Origin of the sequence: Maribacter sp. MAR_2009_72, from assembly GCF_007827235.1 — a bacterium.
Taxonomy (GTDB): domain Bacteria; phylum Bacteroidota; class Bacteroidia; order Flavobacteriales; family Flavobacteriaceae; genus Maribacter; species Maribacter sedimenticola.
Genome location: NZ_VISB01000001.1, coordinates 1389400 through 1414598 on the forward strand (window position 1 = coordinate 1389400; position 25199 = coordinate 1414598).

Consider the following 25199-nt stretch of genomic DNA (forward strand, 5'->3'; position numbering starts at 1 on the left):
TTCTATTTATTTTCGATAAATTTGTAAGGTCGATAAATATAGAAGATGAAAAATACAGCACTTACTACAACACATGAATTGCTAGGGGCAAAAATGGTTCCTTTTGCCGGTTACAATATGCCAGTTTCGTACGAAGGCGTAAATGCCGAACACGAAACGGTACGGAACGGTGTTGGGGTTTTTGATGTTTCGCACATGGGAGAATTTTTAATTTCCGGTCCCAATGCATTGGACCTTATACAGCGTGTAACTTCCAACGATGCTTCCAAATTAACCATAGGAAGGGCACAATATAGCTGCCTGCCCAATGAAACGGGTGGTATTGTGGATGATCTTATTGTTTATCGTATAAAGGATGATCAATATCTATTGGTCGTTAACGCTTCCAATATTGATAAGGATTGGGCACATATTGCTGCTTATAACAAGGAATTCAATGCAGATATGCGCAATATTTCTGAAGGTTACTCCCTTCTTGCCATACAAGGGCCAAAAGCAGTTGAAGCTATGCAATCACTTACTTCCATTGACTTATCTACTATAAAATTTTATCATTTTGAGGTGGCTGACTTTGCCGGTATAGACAATGTTATTATTTCTGCAACGGGCTATACAGGCTCCGGTGGATTTGAAATTTATTGTAAGAACCAGGAGGTAAAACAAATTTGGGACAAGGTTTTTGAAGCGGGAGCCGAATTTGGAATAAAGCCGATCGGATTGGCCGCTAGGGACACCTTACGTTTGGAAATGGGGTATTGCCTATATGGAAATGATATTGATGATACAACTTCCCCATTTGAAGCAGGCCTGGGCTGGATCACTAAATTCACTAAGGATTTCGTGAATTCAGAGGCTCTGGAAAAAGAAAAGAAACACGGCCCGGAACGAAATTTGGTCGCTTTTGAATTGGATGAACGAGGTATACCAAGACATGGGTACGATATTGTAGATGGAAATGGAAAAACTATCGGTACCGTAACTTCCGGTACAATGTCCCCTTCTATGGGAACTGGTATAGGTTTAGGTTACGTACCTACGGTATTTTCAGAATACGGTAGCAAAATCCAAATCCAAATCCGAAAGAAGGCCATTCCTGCAACAGTGGTCAAATTGCCATTTTACAAAGCCAAATGATCGATTTTCAACACGTACTTGATACTATACATCAAACAGCACAAAAAACGGACGACCGGGGTAAAATAGCAGATTATATCCCAGAATTGGCAAAAGTGGATAAGAACAAGTTTGGTATTCATCTAGTGAACATGAACCAAGAGAATTTTAGTGCAGGTGATTCTAATGAGAGGTTTTCCATACAAAGTATTTCTAAAGTTTTTACCTTAACCATGGCACTTGGTTTAATTGGCGAAAAACTCTGGACGCGGGTAGATGTAGAACCTTCCGGTGACCCTTTTAACCATTTATCCTTGTTGGAGTTTGAAAAAGGAATTCCTAGAAACCCCTTTATAAATCCTGGTGCCATTGTTGTTGCCGACGTCTTGATATCCCGTTTAAAAAATCCTAAGGATGAGTTTTTAGCTTTTGTTAGAAATATTGCGGATGATGAGACTATAGATTATGATAGTACAGTAGCGGCATCGGAAAAACAGACCGGGTTTCATAATTATGCAGCTGCCAATCTGCTTAAATCGTTCAACAATTTGGAAAACGATGTAGAGACCGTGCTCGATTTTTATTTTCATCAATGTTCACTTACAATGAGCTGCGCCCAATTAGCGAATACATTTTATTTATATATCAATAATGGACGGTGTAGAAGAAAGAACACCCATTTAACGAGCGGTCAGGTAAAACGTATCAATGCCTTAATGCTTACATGTGGTTTTTATGATGAAGCCGGTGAATTTGCCTTTGAAGTAGGACTACCCGGTAAGAGTGGTGTAGGCGGTGGTATAGTAGCACTTCACCCCAATAAATTTTGTGTCGCCACGTGGTCTCCGGGTTTAAATGAAAAAGGAAATTCCAAACTAGGTATGCTAGCTTTGGAAAAATTAACAACTGAAACAGAACTCTCCATTTTTTGAAATTAGATAATAAGAAAATATTAATCCTTGGTGGTAGTGGATTTATTGGTAATGCTATATATAAAGAGCTTTGCAATTATTTTGACACTTATGCCACCTATTGCCATGCCGCTAGTACCTATGCGGACAACAAACAATTTATACACTACAATTTAGAAGAAGATGATATCGTAGAGCTATTGGAAGAACTACGGCCACAGATAATCATATCTGCATTACGGGGTAATTTTGCGGCGCAGGTCATTGCACATGAGCATATATTGGAATATGTCACTAGAATGAATTGTAGAATATATTTTATATCATCTGCCAACGTTTTTGATGCCTACAGCAAGTATCCATCCTACGAAATGGACAAGACATTAAGCGAAAGTATTTTTGGCCGACTTAAAATAAGGATCGAGAATATGATGTTACGCTTACCTAAAGAGAAGATGGTAATACTAAGGGTACCCATGGTATTTGGTAACAGCTCGCCTAGAGTTCGTGAAATGAAAAAGGCCATTATAAACAATGAGCCTGTTGAGGTCTTCCCTAATTTAATTTTAAATGTAACCAATGACGATAAGGTAACCCAACAAATTCATTATCTTATCAATAGAAACAAAACTGGTATTTATCATCTGGGCAGTAATGACCTAATACACCATGAAGATTTTATAAAAGAGATTCTGGAACGTGTAGGAAATTTTAACCCAATCTTAAAAAGGGTATATACGACCAATGAAGACAGATATTTGGCCGTACTGCCCAAAACCAATAAATTACCTAAAAATTTACAGTTTACGTATCAGGATATAATTGATCATCACGTACTTAATTAAACAAAATTATGAAAGAAATAGAAAAATTCACAGATGAACAAATTGCCGACTATCTAGGTCAATTAGATGGTTGGGAATATATAGACGGGGCCATAGAAACTACGTTTGAATTCAAGGATTTTAAAGAAGCGTTTTCCGTTATGACCCACATTGCTTTTGAATGTGAAGCACAAAATCATCACCCAGATTGGAGCAATGTATACAAAACATTGAATATTAGGCTAAGTACCCATGACGCCAATGGGGTCACTGAAAAAGATTTTGTTCTTGCACGGACAATTGAGGATATTATTGAAAGCGAATAATCACAAATTAACATGTAAACCCTATTTGTACGGACATTGGTTTTCAAATTTTTGAACATCGACTGTTTTTGTACATTTGTCTTAAAATAATTTACCATGGGAAGAGCTTTTGAGTTTAGAAAAGCACGTAAAATGAAAAGATGGTCTGCCATGTCCAAAGCCTTTACTCGTATAGGTAAGGATATTGTTATGGCCGTAAAGGAAGGCGGACCCGATCCAGACTCCAATGCACGTCTTAGAGCGGTCATACAGAATGCCAAGGCCGTAAATATGCCAAAAGACAATGTTGAACGCGCCATTAAAAGGGCAAGTGACAAAAATCTTGGGGATTATAAAGAAGTTTTGTTTGAAGGCTATGCCCCGCACGGAATTGCAATATTAGTTGAAACAGCTACGGATAATAATACAAGAACTGTTGCCAATGTTAGAAGTTATTTTAATAAATGTAACGGTAATTTGGGCACCTCGGGATCTGTAGAATTTATGTTTGACCATACGTGTAACTTTAGGATCCCTGCCGAAGGTATTGACCCAGAAGAACTAGAATTGGAACTGATAGATTTTGGTGCAGAAGAAGTGTTCGTTGATGATGACGGAATTTTGATTTATGGCCCGTTTGAAAGCTTTGGAGCATTGCAAAAAGAGTTGGAAAACCGAGAAATAGAAATATTATCATCTGGTTTTGAAAGGATACCACAGGTAACCAAAGCTTTATCTGAAGAAGAGGCTGCTGATGTGGAGAAACTTTTAGAAAAGTTAGAAGAGGATGATGACGTACAAAACGTATACCATTCTATGGAGGAATAAATCTTTATAGAATGTAAGCAATAAAAAAGGAGACCAATTTGGTCTCCTTTTCTATATTATGTTTCAACAGTTCTTATTGCCGTTGAATCAACATTTGTTGCTGAAATTCCAGCCCTGATACATCTGTCGTTTTTACAAAATAGGTACCTGTAGGAATTTCCAAAACATTAACCGGCGTACCTTGCTGGTCAATAAGTCCTCCTTTGATAGTTCTGACCAACCTACCTGTAACATCAAATATTTGAATGGTACCTACAGTGGTGGGTTTTGTAAAACTTAACGTAGTTTCTACCGATGCTGGATTTGGATAAATGGCCAAACTATTTTCTGACTTTGTTTCTGTGTAACTTTTACCAGAATTTCCAGAACTAAGGTTAATGACCTCTAGATTATCATATAATGCATTACCTGCATTCTGTTGTGCATAATTACTGAAGAACCACAAATCTATGGATTCAATATCCTGAGGTACCATAATGGTAGTCTCATATCTAGACCATTCGTTACCAAAAGTATTAGCTCCCAACGCGGAATTTGCCCTGTTGTCAGGATTAATTTCCAATCTAGCAGTACCTGAAACACTTTTACCATCAACCCCAATGAACAACTCATCTCCCGCAACAATGCCATATTCGTCCAGTTTAATTTTAATCCTGTAGGTACCCCATGGCTGTCCGCTGTCCATATTACCAACTTCCAAAGCACAAGAGCTTCCGTTCGTATCATCTGACGTACCTGCAACAGTATCTACACCCAATGCCGTAGTTCCTGAAGGAAGTACAATAGCAGCATGCTCATTGAAAAGATCATTGGAACATGTAGTATTCAAAGTTTCAAAAACATTTACCAAAACCGTATCCATGGCCGTTGCCCCTAAATTATCCGTAACGGTCAACACCACTTCATGTTCCCCTATATTAAAAGTAACTATAGGGTTTTCACCAACAGCAATTTCAGATTCGTTCAATGACCAAGAATACGATACAATTTCACCATCTAAATCAACACTGTTAGTACCATCCAACATAAGAGTTTCACTACCGTCCATGTCACTATCTTCCTGTGTAATATCGTTATCTGCATTGGCTATTGGCAACAAATTCTCATCATTGTCACTTAAATTAATTACCGTAAGATTATCATAAAGTGATGTACCTGCTATAGATTGCGCGTAATTACTGAAAAACCATAAATCTATACTTGCAATATTGGCAGGTACTGTAAACGTTGTTTCATATCTGCTCCAGTTAGTGCCAAAAGTCATAGACCCCAAAGGAGCATTTGGTGAATTATTAGGATTAATTTCCATTCTGGCCGTACCTGTTACACTTTTTCCATCAACTCCTATAAATAGCTCATCACCTGCATCAATACCATAATCAGATAAGTTAATAGCTATACGATACGTACCCCAAGGTTGGTTATTATCGAGATTACGAACTTCTATAGCACAATTACTATTATTGGTGTCAAAAGTAACGCCCGTTACACTATCTACCCCTAACGCAATTGTTCCTACTGGTAAAATTATGGCTTCATCTTCATTTTCCAAATTATCAGAACAAGCTATTATAGGGCAATCTTCCCCTGCATCATTAATTATCCAACCATTACCATCTATAAGTTCCTGTCTTTCCATAGCTGACGTACAAAAAGAAATATTTGCGGCCCCTAGGGTTATTCCTTGTAGTGTTGGCCCATTTTTCCACCCTATTAAGGTTGCATCATAATTTTCAATGGACAGGCCAGAATCATCTAGCATACCATCCATGTTTGTTATACTATTCAATGACCATTCTCCCAGTGATTGATTAAAATCAGCTGCTTCTTTAAACATTGAATTCATTCTTTCTACTTTAGATACGTTCCAAGCGGATATATCTTGATTAAAACCACTCTCCCTAAACATTCCAATCATTTCCAATACGTTGGAGACATCCCAATTACTTAAAGGCTGATTAAATTTTGTTGTCCCGTAAAACATACCCAACATTGTTCTCCCGTTAGATACGTTCCATGAATTAAAAGATTCGTTTCCAATTAAACTGCTGCACCCACTAAACATCTCACCGAAAGAAGTAACATTGCTTACATCTGGAATGTCAGTCGCTGTTACATCTAAATTGGTACAGCCTTTAAAGGCCTCTGCCATGCTAGACCACGTATTATCTCCCCATTGAACTATATATTCTAATTTGTCCTTATCTCCTGCACCGTTAAAAACAATACTTGGAAAATCTCCAATGATAGAAACTGTATACGTACCAGCATTTGAATAGGTATGGGTTGCATCACCAGTAAACCCAGATTCTATTATACCATCTCCCCAATCCACACTATAATTATAACCGCCTATATCAGAAGTTGGTATGGTTATTTGGGTATTTGCAGAAACCCCAGGGTTATCTGTATTCCATGTAGTTACAAATGCATTACTGAAATCTATTGGACATTTTTCTCCAGCATCTGTAATATGCCACCCAAAATTGTCAATTAAATATTGTCTTGCCTCCTTAGAAGCGCAATAATATTGATTTGTTCCAAGAAAAACATTGTGCCGCAAGTCTGCTAACATACTCCAACCAATTAATGTTTTATCATAATTTTCAATGGAAAGATCAGAGCCATCAAACATATTAGCCATATCGGTTACATTAGATACATTCCAAGAACTCAAATCTTGATCAAATGAGGTATAACCGAACATATATTGCATTTTGGTAACGTTTGAAACATCCCAACCAGAAAGATCTTGATTAAAACTTCTAACATTACCGAACATGGATGTCATTTCAGTTACATTTGAAACATTCCAGTTGCTAATGTCCTGATTGAAATTAGAGCTTTCAAACATTGCAGTCATTTTTGTAACATTACCTACATCCCAGCTACTTAATGGCTGGTTAAATGACTGAGCGCTATGAAACATGAAACTCATATCAGTTACGTTAGATACGTTCCAATTATCAATTGAATGGTTAAAAGTAGATGCGCCACCAAACATCGAATTCATAAGTGTAACGTTACTTACCTCCCAATTGGAAATATCTTGGTTGAAAATGGTGTTATTTGAAAACAAATAATTCATAAACGTAACATTACTTACATCCCAATTAGAAATGTTAGCATTGAAATTTTTACAATTAGTGAACATGCTTTCAAGATTGATAATATTGCTTACATCCCAATCATTAAAAGATTCATTCCCTTTTAAATTACTACAGCTTGCAAACATATTTTGCAAGGATTGTACTTGGCTCAAATTAGGTGCATCCGTGGCCAATATATCGAGATTTGTACAACCAGAGAACGCAAATGCGGCATATTGCCATACTATATCTCCCCACTGGTTGACTGCCAGTATTTTAGTAGCATCACTGTTAGACTCATTACCGGGATAACTTCTGAAATTAATTGATTCTACCGTTCCGGAAATTGAAACCGTGTAAGTTCCGGCCAATTCATACGTATGTATTTGCTCTCCATATAAATTATCCGTAATAATACCGTCTCCCCAATCAACCGTGTAAGGACCTCCCCAAATTGGCAGACTTATTTGATTATTATCTGTCATTCCTAAATTATCCGTTTTCCAAGTGGAAACAAATGCATTTTGTTCCGGACAACTTTTTCCATTATCAGAAATTGTCCAATCAAAATTTTCAACTAAAACCCGTTTAGCGCTCTCTCCTAAACAATAAGAACTTAAACCCGCATTAAACTGAACATTAGGTTGCAAACTCTGTAACCTGCTCCACCCTACAAGCGTATTATCATAATTAACGGTTGTTAGTTGAGAGCCTTCAAACATTTGATTCATTGTAGTTACCTGACCAACATCCCACGTGCCCAAACTGTTTTTAAATCCGCTATTTTTGAACATAGCCGACATGTCAGTGATTTGTGAGGTATCCCAATCCCTTAATATTTGATTGAATAAAATGGCACCTTCAAACATTTTATCCGCTTTTTGCACAGAAGACATATTCCACTTATTAAAACTTGAATTCCCAATTAATGAACTACAATTTTCAAACATGGAACCTGTACTGGTAACCAATGAAAGGTCTGGAGTATCACGTGCAGAAAGATTTAAATTTGTGCATCCTGCAAAAGCCCCTTGCATGAATTCCCATCTAATGTCGCCCCATTGGTCAATAGATTGTATTTTATTGGCAATGACATCGTCTTCCTCAAAATAAATTCCTGGAAAATTTCTTGAAATTGAAACTATATATTCACCAGCTTGAGCATAATTATGAGAAATGGTACCTGTAACATTAGTATTGGTTGAACCATCGCCCCAATCTATATCGTAATCATAATTAAAAGAATTCCCATTTTCCACATTATTAAATGTAGGTATGGTAATTTCATAAGACGGGTTATTATTTTCAGAAACATTCCATGTCGTTACAAATGGTCTAAAATCACTTATATCGCAATCTTGACTTTTACCTGAGTCCACTATCTCCCAATCATAAAGAGCTGCTAACCCAGCTCTTGCTTGCGCGGAATTACAATAAAATTTATCATTAGCCCCCAATTCAACCCCTGATCTTAAATTAGGTAACTTATACCAACCATTTAAAATATTATCATAATTTTCATTGGTAATTCCGGAATCATCGAATATTGAATCCATGTACATGACTTTACCAACATTCCACGAACCTAAATCTTGATTAAAGTTTATGGCATTTGAGAACATGTAAGACATATCCCTAACGTTTTGAACCTGCCAATTACTAATATCCTGATTAAATGATGATGCATTTAAAAACATACTATACATTCCTTCAACATTACTAACATCCCAAGTAGAAATATCTTGATTGAATGATGTATTATATGCAAAGAGCAGAGCCATCTGTTGTACATTGGAAACATTCCAATTACTAATGTCTTGATTAAAGTTAGATTCTTTAAACATTCCACTAATACCTATAGCGCTTTGTAAATTCCAAGATGCTACAGGTTGATTAAAATTTGCGGCACCAGCAAACATGTCATAAAAATACCTTACGTTACTTACGTTCCATGAATCAAGAGGTTGATTAAATTGCAATGCATGGGCAAAAACAGCGGTCATTTCATCAATATTTTGAGTATTCCAGTCATCAAAATAACTATTACCTACTAAAGAAGTACAACCTTGGAACATTGTGGTTAAACTTTTTACCCAAGTAAGATTAGGAACATCTTCTGCAACGACATCTAAATTTGAACAATTAATGAATGCACCATTCATAGATGACCAACCATAATTACCCCATTGTTCTACAGTCAATATCTTCTGACTATCCCTCTCTACATCCCAGCCACCAAAATATATTCTAGGAAAATCACCTGAAATAGAAACAGTATATATACCGGGCGTTTCATAGGTATGGGTAATATCACCTGTAACATTTGTATCGTTTGTGCCATCGCCCCAATCTACGGTATAATCATAAATTAATTTCTCTTCCCATGATTGGGAAATATATGTGGGTATTGTTATTTGATTATCATTGCTAACTCCAGAATTATCGGTTTTCCAAGTTGTAACAAACGGTATCTGCTCTTCTAAACCGCAATTACGGGCAAGGCCTTTATCATTAAAGGACCAACTATACGTATCAATCAGAAATTGACGTGCTTCTTCCCCGGCACAAAAACTTATTTGATAGGCTCCTAAATTTACTTCATTCTTGAGTTCAGGTAGTTGACTCCAACTTATTAAAGCAGCGTCATAATTCTCAGTAGACAACCCGGAATAATCAAACATATTATACATGTATTCCACATTTGAAATATCCCAATTACTTACATCTTGATTGAAAGAAGAAGCAAAATAAAAAGCTGTAGATAAGTTGGTTACTTTAGAAACATCCCATCTATTGATATCTTGATCAAATGATCGGGCATTATAAAATATACTACCCATTTGAATAACATTCTCAAGATTCCAATCTCCAATATCTTGATTAAAGCTTTCAGCACCTGCAAATAAATTATCCATGGAATACACATTAACCGTGTTCCAATTACCAATATTTTGATTAAAGGCTTTTGCCTCTGCAAACATACTGGTCATGAATATTACATTACTAGTATCCCAAGTGCCTATTTCTTGATTAAATACATCGGCATATGCGAACATATTGGTCATTTCTTGAACATGTTCCACATTCCAATTACTTATGGGTTGATTAAATTTTTTCGCTTGAAAAAATAATTCTACCATATTTATTACACTGGAAGTATCCCAATTGTTAATCGACGAATTATACACCAATGATTGTGCCCCTGCAAACATGCCGGACATATTCCGTACAAATGTTAAATCAGGAACATCTGTAGCTGTAACATCTAGATTGGCACAACCGGCAAAAGCATTTTGCATTGACTGCCATTGAATATCTCCCCATTGATTAACTAGTAGAATTTTTTTACTATCACTTATATTATTAAAAGTGCTGTTGAAATAAATTTGTGGAAATTGGCCAACAATAGAAACTGTATAGGTTCCAGGGTTTTCATAGGTATGTTTTATTGAACCCGTAACTTGTTCAGAAATACTACCATCTCCCCAATCTATTGTGTAGTTATAATTATAATACGGACCGGTTGGTATGGAAATTTGATTTGGACCGGAAACACCTTCGTTATCAGTTTTCCAAGTTGTTACAAACGCATTTGTAAAGTCTATTGGGCACTTTTCACCTGCATCAGTTATATTCCAATTATACGTGTCAATTAATCGTTGTCGCGCATCTCCGCCTATACAATAATTGATATTTACCGCACCTAAAAGTACATTTGGCTGCAAATCTGAACGTAATGACCAAACTGACAATAGTAAGTCATAATTGGCCGTGGAAAAGGAAGAATTATCAAATATTCCACTTGCATCTTTAAGCTTTGCAATATTCCAATCAGAAATATCTTGATCAAATGACCCATTTCTGAAGACATCTTTCATCCTTTCAACATTTTGCATGTCCCAGGTAGAAATGTTTTGGTTAAAAGGTGTATCCTTGAACATTTCGTTCATTGTTCTTAAACTTTCAACATTCCAATTTCCTATATCCTGGTTAAATGAGGATAAATTAAACATAGCATCCATAGACGCTACATTAGACACATCCCAATTACTTATATTGGAGTTAAAATTGGAAAAAAAGAACATACCATTCATGTTCAAAATATTACCCGTATCCCAATTATTCCAGCTTGGGTTGTCCACGAGAGACGTACAAGACACAAACATATTATTCAAATGGGTAACTGAAGTCAAGTTAGGAACGTCCTCTGAAAGCATGCTCATATTTCTACACCCATCAAAAGCACTTGACATGGAAGACCATTCTATATCTCCCCATTGATCTACAGATAAAAGCTTATTAAAATCCTTGGAAACGTCTAGAATGCCATTAAAGTATATTCTAGGAAAATCACCATATATAGCTACACTATACGTCCCTGCATTTTGATAGGTATGTGTTATGTCGCCAGCAACATTGGTAGATCTTGTACCATCTCCCCAATCAACAGTATAATCATAGTTTTCCCCGGGAAAAGTTGGAATAGTAATCTGGTTATTAGCAGAAACCCCAGAATTGTCCGTTTTCCAAGTTGTAATAAACGGTCTAAAAGTTTCTACTTTTTCAATCAACAAATTATCATAAAAAACAGTACCCGGTGTATTTCTTGTATAATTACTGAATAGCCAGATGTCTATTGTTTCTACATCTGGAATAACAAATGTACTTTCTGCTCTAGACCATGTATTGGTAAAGTTATGAGCAAAGATTGCACTATTTGCCCTATCATCTAGGTTTACTTCAATTCTTCCTGCACCTGTATTATTTCTACCATCTATACCAATATAAAGTTCGTCACCTGCAACAAGACCCAAATCCGCTAACCGTAACTCAATATGATATCGTGCCCAAGGTTGGCCATTATCTTGATTAATTATTTCTACGGCACAGTCACTATTATTGGTATACAAAGATGTTCCCAATACATTATCTCCACCAGCTTCCAAGACACCATGTTGTAAGGTTAGTTGAGTATTATCATTTATAAGATGATCATCACATTGTTGAGAAAAGAGAGATGAAACAAAAAGCACGTGAAAAAACAAAAACAATAAAATATTGTAGGAATTCTTCATTTGATTAAGGTTTGGTTATAAGTAATTTCATACAATACTATTATTTAAAGCGAAAGTTGAAGGTATTTCTCGACCATATACACTATTAAAACGGTAGATGGCTAATTTAACTGTAAAAACCACACCAAAGGCCAATTTCAAAATCTTGCATAGAATACGACAACAAAAAAGGAGGCCAACATTGGGCCTCCTTTAAAAAAATAATGATGTTTTTATGCTACCTCTCAATGAGCATTTGTTGCTGGAACTCCATACCAGATTCATCTATTGTTTTTACAAAGTAAGTTCCTGTTGGCATTTCCTGAACATTAACAAGGGAACCATTTGTATCTATCAGCCCACCTTTTATTGTCCTCACCAATCTTCCCATAACATCAAATACTTGTATGGTACCAACCGTGGTAGGTTGATCAAAACTAATAGTAGTTTCTATATTGGCAGGGTTTGGATACAACCTTAAACCATTTACCGGCTGAACTATTTCATTATTCTTGGCAGTAATATCAGGCTCATCACCAAGCTTAACTATCCTTAAATTATCATAAAGTGCAATACCTGGTGTATTTTGAGCATAATTACTAAAGAACCATAAGTCTAATGTATTTACGCCATTTGGTACGGTAAAAATCGTATTAAAATTCTCCCATTCATTACCAAATGTTTTGGAACCCAAAGAAGTGTTCGGTGCGTTGTTACGATTTATTTCCAATCTTGCCGTTCCCGTTAAGCTTTTACCGTCAACACCTATATAAAGTTCATCTCCAGAACTTATATTCTGTGCACCCAAATCAATAGTAATCCTATAAGAACCCCAAGGTTGACCACTATCATTATTACTAACTTGCAATGCACACGGGCTATTATTGGTATCCGATGAAATTCCAATTGCAGAATCTACACCTAATGCTATTGTACCCGAAGGCAGTACTAAATCCAGAGCTTCATTCTGTAAATCATCTGAACATACTACGGCCAATGGATCAGTGACGATAACTCTAACAATATCCGTATCCATAGCATTTTGGTTGTCCATTACGGTTAGTTCCACCTCATGAACCCCAACACTAAATACCACCGTAGGCGACTCTCCGTTTGCGATTACAGAGCCATTCTCCCGCCAGATATAACTTACTATTTCACCATCAAGATCGGTGCTATTAGAACCGTTCAATGTTACTGCTTCGTTTCCATCTTGATTCAAGTCCTCTACACTAACATCATTTCCTGCATTAGCAATGGGTATTAAATTATCACCTGTATCACTAAGATTAATTACCGATAAATTATCGTAGAGTGCAACTCCAGCACTAGATTGTGCGTAATTACTAAAGAACCATAAATCTAAAGTGGTAACATCACTAGGTACAGTAAAGGTGGTATTATAACTCTCCCACTCACTACCAAATGTTTTGGAGCCCAATGATGTATTAGGTGCATTGTTACGATTTATCTCTAACCGTGCCGTACCTGTTAAACTTTTTCCGTCAACACTAATGTTTAATTCATCCCCAACCCTTATGTCATAATCAGTTAATCTTATTGCAATTCGGTAAGAACCCCATGGTTGTCCGGCATCATTGTTAGCAACTTCCAATGCACAAGGACTGCCATTGGTATCTGAATCTATTCCTAAGGCGGTATCTACTCCCGCTCCTACAGTACCCAATGGTAGGACTATTGCAGGATGTTCATTAAGCAAGTCATCAGGACATTCCGTGACCACTAAAGGTTCCACAATGGTAATTTGTACCACATCCGTATCTTCCGCCCCTTCATTATCTACCACCGTTAATTCTACGACATGCACTCCCAAATCAAATTCTACAAGAGGTGTTGCGCCTGTAGCAATTATTATGTTATTTTCGGTCCAACTATAAGAAACAATATTACCGTCAAGGTCAATACTGTTAGTGGCATTTAACGCTACGGTCTCCACTAAATTATTATCGGTATCCTCAATAACCACATCATTACCTGCATTGGCAATTGGCACCAAGTTATCACCAGCATCGCTAAGGTTCCTTACTACCAAATTATCATATAGTGCTACCCCAGGAGTGGATTGTGCATAATTACTAAAGAACCATAAATCTAAACTTGTTAATCCTGCCGGAACAATGAAAGTAGATTCATACCTACTCCAATCACTGCCAAAAGTTCTTTGAGCAATAGCCGTGTTGGGTGCATTATTTCGGTTTACTTCCATTCTTGCCGTACCAGTGAGACTTTTACCATCTACACCTACAAATAGCTCATCACCTGCACTAATGCCATAATCAGCCAAACGTATAGCAATACGATAAGTTCCCCATGGCTGACCACTATCTTGGTTACTGACACCTAATGCACATGGACTACCATTGGTATCCGTAGATATACCTAAGGTAGAATCTACACCCAATGCCCTAGTACCCGTCGGCAATACAATATTAGGGTCTTCATTTTGTAAATTATTAGGACAAGCTACTATTGGTGCAGCCTCTACTGTTACTATGGCAGTACATTCATCTGCATTTCCAGCAGCATCGGTTACCGTTAAGATAACTTCATTGGTTCCAATATTGATTTCATTGAAACTACTTGGAGTTACCGACATTGAAGCTATACCCACATTATCGGTAGAACCACCATCTACATCTAAAGGGCTTATACTTCCTAGCCCAGATGCGTCAAGAACTAGAGTAAAATCTTGGCAAACGGCTTCAGGAGAGATTGTATCTGGTGCGGCCTCTACCGTGACCGTAGCCGTACAACTAGCAATATTTCCAGCTGTATCCGTAACCGTTAACTTAACTTGGTTTTCACCAATATTTGATTCATTAAATCTCGCTGGTGTTATAGACAAAGAAGCTATTGCCACGTTATCTGTAGATCCATTGTCAATATCTGTAGCAAAAATACTTCCTAATCCAAGTTCATTGAGTACCAAGGTAAAGTTCTGGCAGACCGCTACTGGTGGCGTTGTGTCATTTTCAGGTTCAATGGTAATCAACTGATTACATGAGGCACTATTTCCACTAGTATCCGTTGCTGTCCATGTCCTGGTAATTATTTGGTCAACGGTAACATCAACAAAAGTTATCTCATCTATACCAATATCGTCCGTTGCCGTAGCCGTACCCGTTACAGAAGGGTCGGTCGACTCTCCAAAAGCAACAGTAACATCTGCGGGACAGGTAACTACAGGAGGCGTTACGTCCTTACAAACCTCTAGAGGGTCCAAAACAGTTATATTAAAACTAACTAATAGGGAACTATTTCCATTTATATCGTTTACCCCAACAGATCGTGTCACGACCTGACCCACATCTGAACAAGTGAATGTTGTTGACCCTGCAAAATTAACAATGCCATTTAATCCACAATTATCGCTTTGGGTTACAATTACATTATCAGAAATGAAATTAGCACTGGTTATGACAAACTCTCCATTTGCTTCTAATTCAATTGTAATATCTTGGACAGTAACTACCGGTAATTCATCATCCGTCACTGTAATAATCTGTTCACAGCTTTCAGAAGTGTTTCCTTCCTCATCGGTTGCAGTCCATGTAATAATTGTTTCACCTACTTGAAAAGGATCTGTTAAGGTCAATAATGCTCCATCACTTCGTACAAAATCTATAGTTATGTTCTCCGGCAATGTTACGTTATCGGTTGCTGTAGCTGGTATAATTGGGAAGCTTGCCTCGCATAACCCTATATCATTACTCATAGTTACATTAGGCGAGCATGTAATAATGGGAGCTTCAACATCCACTTCTGCAGGTGTTCCCGGAGAGCCAATGTCAGCTCCAGAATTACCATATACCCCTATACTGGTATATGCAGTAAACAAAGGTGTAGCAACATCAACTGTACTCAATGCCCAATTTCCACCTTGTTGATTATCCGCAGATAAATCCGTAAGATAGATTGATGCAAAACCATCATCCGAAGGCCAAGGCAATTCATTGGTGTAATCTACCCGTTCCACTACATTTGACTGGGACTGGTTATCTCCATTATAGTTTAAATAGCTACTCCAAATACCAATAGTATCTCCTCCATTATTTCCCAAAGTAGGAAAGTCCGTAACTGGAATTAGATTAACATCTCCCCAAGCATCTTTAAACTGCCCTTGAGTCAAGTCTGCATCATAAAGGATAACTGACGCTTGTGGTTGTATAATTCCTGAAACAATATTGGCGGAAGCTATTGGCAAGCCCTGGTTATCATCTAAAACATAACCTGCCAAATCTATTGGCTGAAGGCCTTTGTTATAAATTTCTATCCATTCCCAAACACCGTCCGTTCCATTTGGATTGTACATGATTTCGGTTATCAATAAATCTGAATCTATTTTTGATATGGTAAAAGCTTCGGAGCTTCCCGTGCAACCATTATCATCTACTACCTCAACGGAATAGTTTCCTTCAAACACTATAATGGTCTGTGTAGTTTCTCCTGTAGACCATAAATAATCTACAAAACCGGGTCCGGCATCAAGTGTAACACCACCACTACCCTCAACATAGGAATTTGGCCCAGAAATAAGTGGTAACGGCAAGGGGTTCACGGTTAATATGGCAGCATTACTTATAATATTACAATCATCTGCTGGGTCTACAGTTCCTTGGTCATCTATAATTACCACACGGTATTGCAGGCCACTGGATTCTGGTTGTGCCGGTGCCGCAAGTGTTAAAGTTGCAGTACCATCTTGTTCTGCCACGGCAGTCCACTCCGATAATCCATTACCCAAGGCTTGCCAGTTATAGCTAAGATTACCCGTTCCCGTAGCTAAGACATTAAATGTCAAACTCGTATCATCTTGACATAATGTTACATTTTGTGGTTGATCGGTTATTGCTAAAGTACATACTGCTACCTCAATAACATCGATCACTGAAATAGTAATATCTTGAGTTGCTGTTAAATTGCCAGAATCTGTTACTGAAACCTGAAAATTATATATATTATCACCGCCTTCATCTTCTGGGTTTTCAAAATCTGGTGCGTTCATAAATGTAACTACCCCTGTAACATTATTTATATTAAATAGAAGTTGGTCTACACCATCTCCAGTAAGGCTGTACGTTAAACCTGGGCCTTCTACATCTATATCATCGGTAGCATCTACATCAATAGCAAGGGTTTGGTTTTCTTCTACACTGGCCGTAGCTGAGCTAGTAATTTCTGGGGCTTCGTTAGGACAACTAAGACCAGCATCTGTAATGGTCCAACCAAAATTATCTATTAAACTTTGTCTTGCTGCCTCACTTAGACAATATTGACTATTACCACCGTCAAAGGTTATATTTTGTGGTATTTGGGTTTCGCCTGCTGCTATATCTAAAGTACTCCAACCATTTAGCGTATTGTCATAATTAACCTTGGACAAAACCGCTCCTTCAAACATATCGCTCATATCTTTTACACTTGAAATATCCCATCTCCCCAAGTTCTGGTTAAATGAACCTGCATTCTTGAACATACCGTTCAAATATTCAGCATTAGAAATATTCCATGAACTTAAATCTTGATTGAATGCAGAAAATGAAAACATCTCATTCATATAATTTGCGCTTTGCATATTCCAATTTCCGATTGGCTGGTTAAAACTCTGAGCAATACTAAACATAAAACTTGTATTGGAAACATTCGAAACATTCCAATTACTCAAATCTTGATTAAATTGTCTCGCGGCTCTAAACATTTGAGCCATATTGGTTACATTTCTTACTTCCCAATTACCTATGGGTTGATTAAATGATTGTGCTCCCTCGAACATTCTATACATACTTTGAATAGTTGACACTTCCCACATATTGAAAATTGTATTCCCCACTAAAGACGAACAGAGATAAAACATGCTATTCAAGCTAGTAACATTATTTAAATTAGGAGTATCAATCGCAACTACATCTAAATTTATACCACCATAAAAAGCTCTATCCATAGAAAACCAAGCTATATCTCCCCATTGTTCTATAGTCAAAATTTTCTGTACGTCTCCTGTATTATTAAAAAAGATTTGAGGAAATACTCCGACAATTGAAACCGAATAGGTACCAGGGGTAGCATAGGTATGTGCAGCGTTTCCTGTAAAACCAGACTCAATTATACCATCACCCCAGTCCACAGAATAATTATAAGTTTCTCCGGGAAATGTTGGTATAGTAATCGATTCATCAGCTGTTGTGGTTTGCCAAGTAGTTACAAAAGCATTTGAAAAGTCTATAGGCTCCTCATTATCGCCCTGCAATAACCACCCCATATCCTTAAAATGTCCTCTTGTAATATCACCAATATCAAAGTTTGATTCCGATGCTCCTATTGCAGGGGTCATCAATGAATTTGGATCACCTGCAGGATATGAAAATTCATCCCAATGAGCAATGGTAGAACCTGGAATAAAGTTAGAAGGCGCATATAATTTTGGCCTTACACCATTTAAAGCCGCCACAGAATTAGGACCGTTTATGTAGGCATTATTACTAACATATAATGCTGCTGCTTCCGGAGAAGCATTCCCCATACCAATTAAATCAGATCCATTAACATCTTCAATAAAACGACTATAAATTAAAGGAAAGCCATTATTATTAAAGGTACCATCTGGTTCCCTGAAAGCGGCCATTCCCAAACCATGCCCTATTTCATGTAGAACAACAGAAACAAAATCATATTGCCCAGCAGGAGTATTACCATCTGTACCAAAATACCAATCTGCCCGGTTACCAATTGTCACCTCCATATCAGGAAATGTAGGACCTAAATCCTGATTAGCCAATGAATTTGCCAAGGCCAAAGGATACCAAGTAGCAGGTAAAGGTGCATTTGCAAAATCACGAGCAATATAAGGCCCTGCAGAAGCCAAGGTCGTGCCATTAAATTCTAAAAAATCTACATCTATAACGATAGGTACATTTGAAACAATTTCCGTTGCCCAAATATCCAATGCAAATTGAAAGGCCTCTCTTAATTCATTAGGAGGATTTCCAATATAATTTACAACAAATGTTGTTGTGACCGCTGCCCCCCCTGCTAACCTATTGGAGGTAATTTTTTGGGCTTGAGTAATACCCAATCTTGAAAATTGATTATTAGGATTTAAAGGGCATACGATTTTTGGGCCTGCACTGATTTCTAATTGCTGTCCTAATGTAATTTGACTAACTAATAATAATCCAGTACAAATAATGTAAAGTAAAATTTTCTTCATTGTGGTTGGTTTTGATTTAAAACCAAAGCACAGCTAGGCATTCTTGTAAAACGTGGGGTTTACTATCTAAATTTTTTTGGGGGAATACTTTCAGATTGCTTTAGCAATTTTGACTAAAATCTTCAAGCGAGGTGATAATATACAGGAATTATTTTAACAAATCTTAACAAAGGTATATTTACCCTTTTATGATCGTTTATATACCATTAAACTCGTTAAAATACACATTTATCTATACAATATATTCTAATGTATTGCATATCAATACTTTTTTATACAGCTATAATCTATTAAGAAATATTGACTTTTTTAAATACAAAAGGCCCGCCTCCCAAAAGCGGACCTTCTCCCAATTAAAATAACCTAAAACCTATTTTTAAAATCTTGATGTTCTAATATTACGGCGCTCTTCCCAGTCATTAGCTGAACGCTTTATACCTTACTTACGAGAAGATTTTCCATAGGTTTTATTACAATTGTTAAAAAAATAGTCCTTTTGTCGAATTAATATACTGTGAAGTTTAAAAGGAGTGCTTATTTAATGAGCCTAAAATTAGTTATTGTGCTTACCCTCTACCCCATCAAAAAAAGCATGGTATTTTTTAAAATCCAAAACCTGATCATCTGTTGGGTATTCCGGTTTTGATAACCTGATTTCTTTCTTGCCATAATCAAACGCCACCAAAACTATAGGCACATGTGCTGTTTTGGCTATAAAATAGAACCCTGTCTTCCATTTCTCTACCTTTTTTCTAGTACCCTCCGGAGATAACGATAATCTAAACTTTTCGCGTTCGTTAAAAATTTGAGCCGTGGCCTTTACCGTGTCATTCGTTTTAGAACGATCTATGGGGGCGCCTCCTGTCCACCTAAAAAACCACCCAAAAGGTGAATCGAAGAGACTTTTCTTACCTATGTAATTTATTTCCTCGTCCCAGACTTTGCGTACCAATAGCCCCAAAAGAAAATCCCACCAACTGGTATGTGGCACTACGATAAGTACAAATTTCTTCAGTTCAGATGGAAATCTTCCCTTTATTTTCCATCCTAAAAGTCTAAAGTATATGAATTTGGCGAATTGCTGCATCGAGCTGGTTTATAAACAAAGTAAGTTTTCTCGACTTAGCTTGAACGGAGTACGTTTTTAAGATTATATTTTTTTATAAATAGATGCCAATTTTTTGGGCGTAACGATAGTTTTCCAGTTTTCCCCCAAGGCATTTTCCCATAGTGGCGCCATGCCCATAGCCACGGTAATCATGGTGTTCATTTCTGCATCCGATAAATTTGCACAAATTCCCGCAGGAAGTTCAATGGCATGTTTGTGCAACATTTTCTTGAAAATTGATACACCCTCTGGATAAAACTCCTCCAAATATTGAAACACCAGACAATTGCCAATTCCGTGCTTTACACCCAAAACATAGCCAAGACCGTAACTCATGGCGTGGGCCACACCTACTTGGGAGTAAGCAATGCTCATACCTCCATGCCAAGAGGCCATCATTAATTTTTCCCTACTATCCGTAGCTGAATTTGTACCCAAAAAAACTTCCTTACAGAGGTCCAAGGATTTTTCTCCATAGCTTTTGCTAAAGGCATTTAAAAACGTACCATTGAGCGACTCAATACAGTGAATAAAACAATCCATACCGGTATAAAACCATTGATCTTTGGGTACACCTTCTGTTAAATCGGGATCCAATACTACTTGATCAAATGTTGTATAATCAGAATTAATGCCCAGCTTTTTATCCGGACCCAATAAAACCGTTGTTCTGGAAACCTCTGCACCTGTTCCGCTAATGGTAGGAACACCTACATGATAAACCGCAGGGGTATTTACAAGGTCCCACCCTTGATAATCCGATGCGGAACCTTTATTGGTCAACATCAATGCCACGGCCTTGGCCAAATCTAACAATGTACCACCGCCTATTCCTATAATGCCTGAAGGTAAATCACCAAAATCAGCCAAAATCTTTTTCACGAGCGCATCTACCTGCTCTGTTTTTGGTTCCTCATTGGAGGATATCAAAATAATTTGATCACAAAAAATTGTTGGTATCCTTTCTAAGAGTGGCTTATTTTCAAAAACATCATCGACCAAAAAAATCATAGGTGCTTCCGAATGCCTTCGCTTAGGCATTAAAATGTCTCCTAACTGATCAAAACTTCCCTTACCATATACCACCCGAGGTACCATTGGGAAATTTCTATATTGTTCTGAAGCTCTTGTAGGTATGTTCTTCAATGCAATTTCTTTTTTCTCCTCCATTATTATACGTATTCCAGAATATCGGTCAAGGCAGAAATGGTTATATATCCATTATTCTCCACTGGTTCCAAAACTTCTTCATGCTGCCAAGTAGTATGAAAGGGTACATGCACGGCTCTGGCACCAATACCTACCAAGGGCAATACATCTGACTTTAAGGAATTTCCTATCATTAAAAATTCACTTGGCGATATTTGTAGATGATCCAAAAGATCTCTATAATTCTTTTCCTTTTTATCGCTCAAAACCTCTACATGATGAAAATATTGCGATAATCCAGACCGTTCAATTTTTCGCTCTTGATCCAACAGATCGCCTTTGGTCAAAACTATTAACCTATACTTGTCCTTTAATTGCTCTAAAACCTCAGTTACGCCATTTAGTAATTCTACCGGCCGGGATATCATCTCCTTACCTAGGTTCAAGCATTCCAGAATTGTTTTTTGGGATACTTGATTGTTTGAAAGTTCCAAGGCGCATTCTATCATGGACAGCACAAACCCTTTTATACCATAGCCGTATAAATCTAGGTTTCGTATTTCCGTGCTAAATAGTTCTTGGTCTATCTTATTCTTGGTCTCATACTTTTCCAATAGTGATGTGAATTTTTCTTCCGCATCCCTAAAATAGGTTTCGTTGACCCATAAGGTATCATCGGCATCAAAACCAATAACGCGTACTCCTTCAAAATTTATTTCCATGCTGCTTGCGCTTTCTTTAAATCGTCTGGCGTATCTATTTCTATACCTTGTACATTGGTCTCCACCATTTTAATTTTCTTGCCATATTCCAAATACCTGATTGCCTCTATTTTTTCCGTGGCTTCTAAAGGTAACATGGGTAAACGCTGAAAATCCATCAATGCACTTTTTCTAAATGCATAGATGCCTTTGTGCTTATAATATACCGTATGATCATTTTTAGCCCTTGGATAAGGAATGGGCGACCTGGAAAAGTAGAGTGCAAAATTTCTGTTGTCCACAATGACCTTAACCGTATTTGGATTATTGATTTCATCTTCATCGGTTATCCTTACCATTAACGAAGCCAAATCTATTTCCTTATGGATATCCGCTTCAAAAACTTTCATTACCCCTTCTAAACTTTCCCTATCCGTAAAGGGTTCATCTCCTTGCACGTTGACAATAATATCCACATCCATTTGCATTACCGCTTCGGCAATGCGGTCACTACCACAATCATGTTCTTTCTTGCTCATTATGGCCAGCCCACCTTCCTTGATAATGGTATCATAAATAAGATCACTATCTGTAACTACATACACGTCATCAAACAACTTGGTCTTTACTGCCGCTTCATATGTTCTTACGATTACGGGCTTACCGGCCAAATCCTGCATTAATTTTGCCGGAAACCTAGATGCCGCATACCGGGCAGGAATCATTGCTATTATCTTCAATTCTTATGATTTTATGATTTTGTCCTTGGTCTTATACTTCTATATATCCTAAATATGATGACCAAGATTATAATGACCAAAACTGCGGCCAAAATAGGTGCAAATATAGATGCTGCGGAAACTACTACGGCCGTACCGGTCTCAACCGTTGCCAATACCGGGTTTGCAACACCACCCGTGGTGACCGAAGATGCCAACCGGCCCGTTGCCCCGGCGGATTTAATTGCCGTTGCCGTACCGCCGCCTGCTATTATTGCCAAGGACCACGTAATGACAGGGTCCAAGTCCGCCACTGTTGAAACCATGACCGCAGTACCTGCTATGGCGGCCAAGGGTACCGCTATACTGTCCAATAAATTATCGAACCACGGTATGAAATATGCGAAAATCTCCAATAAAGTAGCACTCCCTAATGTCATAACGGCTACTAAACTTCCAATCCATTCCCAATTATCGTTCAATTCCCAAACACCAAAAAAAGAAGCCAAACTTAAAGCGAACAAAGGTAAAAAGACCCTAAAACCAACCGATGCCGCCAGGCCAACCCCTAAAAATATACTTAAAATAGTTTCCGATGTCATTTTCCTTTTTTAATTGTGGGCAACAGTAAACTTACCATAAACACTAAAATAAACTTTTATTAATCAACAAAAAAATCATCTTTAAAACCTATAAGATATAATTTATGCTTTGCCCTTGTTACCGCGGTATACAACCACCTTAAATATTCTTTGTCCATACCATTTGGCAAATAGGGCTGTTCTACAAAAACAGTGTTCCATTGGCCGCCTTGAGATTTATGACAAGTTATTGCATAGGAAAACTTTACCTGTAGTCCATTAAAATATTTATTGTTCTTTACCCCTAAGAATTTTTTATACTTAGAGGATTCGTGCGCATAGTCTTTCATTACTTCTTGGTATAGCCTATTTCCGTCCTCATAACTTAAAGAGGGAGATTCTGCCGTAATGGTATCTAAAAGCAGTACCGTTTCAAAAGGTGCCATGTTGGGATAATCCACCATTTTTACCTTGACCTCGGCAAATTTAAAAGTATAAATCTCCTTTATAGCATAAATTTCCAATACTTCAATTATATCGCCATTGGCAATAAAACCGGCCTCTGAATTTGGTTTTAACCAATAGTAATTATTTTTGACCACCATCATAAAATCTCCAACTGCCAAATCATTTTCCAAGAATAGAATACGTTCACGTATGTTCTGGTTGTATAAATTGGCGCGCTTATTGGAACGCACAATGAACGCAGTCTCTTCCTTACCGTTTTCAGAATAAGAGCTATCTATAGCTTCTTGGATTTCATTGCCATCTATTAACCTTACAATATCCGTAAAGGGGTGTACATCAAATTTAAAGTCATCAAAAAAATCTCCCTGCAATTGTTCCCTTAATAAAGTTGCGTTGGCCAAAATACCGGAATCCCCAGCCTGTCTTACCACTTCATTCAACTCCAATCTAACGACCTCTTTGTTATAGGCCATGGAAATCTTATCGGCATCCAAAGCGGGACTCAGCACCAAATGCACCGGTGGTAATTGCGCCGTATCTCCTATAAGCAACAGCTTGCACTTATGACCGGAATAAACGTACATCATAAGATCATCTAAAAGGGACCCGTTCTCAAAAAGCTTGGAATCTGCCGCAACATCAGGTATCATTGATGCCTCATCAACGATAAACAATGTGTCCCGATGTTTATTTGGGGCCAATACAAATTGCACTCCGCCCCCACCTTGCTTTTTAGGAAAATAAATTTTTCTATGAATTGTATAGGACTGTGTCTGTGAATAATTGGACATTACTTTTGCGGCCCTACCCGTGGGTGCCATTAGCACCGCTTTCTTCTGTACTTTCCATAAACTATTTACTAAAGTACCGATCAAAGTGGTTTTACCAGTACCTGCATACCCCTTTAACAAAAAAACTTCATTCTTTTCGTCGGAGAGCGTAAATGCTGCCAATTTTTGCAAAGCCACTGATTGTGTGGCAGTTGGTGTATGCGGAAATTTAGATTCCAGGATACTATAGAAAGATGCGGGAGTTATTGGTTTCATGAGCCATCAAAGATAAAGATGATTTTTAGGCCAAAAACTTTTACCATTAAAAAAAAATTGTAGATTTGTGAAGAC

Annotated in this window: 13 protein-coding genes; 5 read left to right on the top strand and 8 right to left on the bottom strand. The window is 37.5% G+C overall.

Going from position 1 to position 25199, the window contains the following annotated elements:
- The first annotated feature begins 45 nt into the window (after positions 1 to 45).
- From gcvT to JM81_RS05785, 5 genes are all read left to right on the top strand, one after another.
- On the top strand, positions 46 to 1134 hold the full coding sequence (gcvT, locus tag JM81_RS05765) for a glycine cleavage system aminomethyltransferase GcvT (protein WP_144801305.1): 1089 nt from the start codon (positions 46 to 48) through the stop codon (positions 1132 to 1134).
- Positions 1131 to 2045 carry a glutaminase gene (locus tag JM81_RS05770; protein WP_144801306.1) on the top strand — a complete coding sequence of 305 codons (915 nt, stop codon included), beginning with the start codon at positions 1131 to 1133 and terminating at the stop codon, positions 2043 to 2045. Before gcvT ends, JM81_RS05770 begins: the two co-directional genes overlap by 4 nt.
- A complete protein-coding gene (locus tag JM81_RS05775; RefSeq protein WP_144801308.1) occupies positions 2042 to 2869 on the top strand; it encodes a sugar nucleotide-binding protein in 828 nt (275 codons plus the stop codon). The genes JM81_RS05770 and JM81_RS05775 overlap by 4 nt, the downstream gene beginning before the upstream one ends.
- Before the next feature lie 8 nt (positions 2870 to 2877).
- Positions 2878 to 3174 (top strand): 4a-hydroxytetrahydrobiopterin dehydratase, encoded by a 297-nt coding sequence (locus tag JM81_RS05780; RefSeq protein WP_089259832.1) that lies wholly within the window; start codon positions 2878 to 2880, stop codon positions 3172 to 3174.
- A 96-nt stretch (positions 3175 to 3270) separates the two neighbouring features.
- The gene (locus tag JM81_RS05785) at positions 3271 to 3981 is read left to right on the top strand and encodes a YebC/PmpR family DNA-binding transcriptional regulator (RefSeq protein ID WP_144801310.1); all 711 of its coding nucleotides are present in this window, start codon (positions 3271 to 3273) and stop codon (positions 3979 to 3981) included.
- 73 nt (positions 3982 to 4054) lie between these two features.
- On the opposite strand, the gene JM81_RS05790 is transcribed toward JM81_RS05785, so the two are convergent.
- The 8 genes from JM81_RS05790 to JM81_RS05825 all read right to left on the bottom strand — a co-directional run bounded on the left by JM81_RS05790 (position 4055) and on the right by JM81_RS05825 (position 25124).
- Positions 4055 to 12145, bottom strand: a complete 8091-nt coding sequence (locus JM81_RS05790) for a BspA family leucine-rich repeat surface protein (RefSeq protein WP_144801312.1) — start codon at positions 12143 to 12145, stop codon at positions 4055 to 4057.
- 217 nt (positions 12146 to 12362) lie between these two features.
- Positions 12363 to 19352: a BspA family leucine-rich repeat surface protein gene (locus tag JM81_RS05795; RefSeq protein WP_144801314.1), complete on the bottom strand. Its 6990-nt coding sequence runs from the start codon at positions 19350 to 19352 to the stop codon at positions 12363 to 12365.
- Between the two features lie 553 nt (positions 19353 to 19905).
- Entirely contained in the window at positions 19906 to 20439 is a 534-nt protein-coding gene (locus JM81_RS05800; RefSeq protein ID WP_144801316.1) for a 1-acyl-sn-glycerol-3-phosphate acyltransferase, read from the bottom strand.
- A 63-nt stretch (positions 20440 to 20502) separates the two neighbouring features.
- Positions 20503 to 21630: an iron-containing alcohol dehydrogenase family protein gene (locus JM81_RS05805; RefSeq protein ID WP_261374974.1), complete on the bottom strand. Its 1128-nt coding sequence runs from the start codon at positions 21628 to 21630 to the stop codon at positions 20503 to 20505.
- A gap of 2 nt (positions 21631 to 21632) precedes the next feature.
- Positions 21633 to 22331 (bottom strand): HAD family hydrolase, encoded by a 699-nt coding sequence (locus JM81_RS05810; RefSeq protein ID WP_144801318.1) that lies wholly within the window; start codon positions 22329 to 22331, stop codon positions 21633 to 21635.
- Positions 22322 to 23035, bottom strand: coding sequence for a 3-deoxy-manno-octulosonate cytidylyltransferase (kdsB, locus tag JM81_RS05815; RefSeq protein ID WP_186435615.1), 714 nt, complete (start codon positions 23033 to 23035; stop codon positions 22322 to 22324). The genes JM81_RS05810 and kdsB overlap by 10 nt, the downstream gene beginning before the upstream one ends.
- Positions 23036 to 23061: 26 nt before the next feature.
- Positions 23062 to 23631: a DUF4126 domain-containing protein gene (locus JM81_RS05820; protein WP_089259824.1), complete on the bottom strand. Its 570-nt coding sequence runs from the start codon at positions 23629 to 23631 to the stop codon at positions 23062 to 23064.
- Positions 23632 to 23690: 59 nt separating this feature from the next.
- Positions 23691 to 25124 (bottom strand): ATP-dependent RecD-like DNA helicase, encoded by a 1434-nt coding sequence (locus tag JM81_RS05825; RefSeq protein WP_144801322.1) that lies wholly within the window; start codon positions 25122 to 25124, stop codon positions 23691 to 23693.
- Positions 25125 to 25199: the final 75 nt, after the last annotated feature.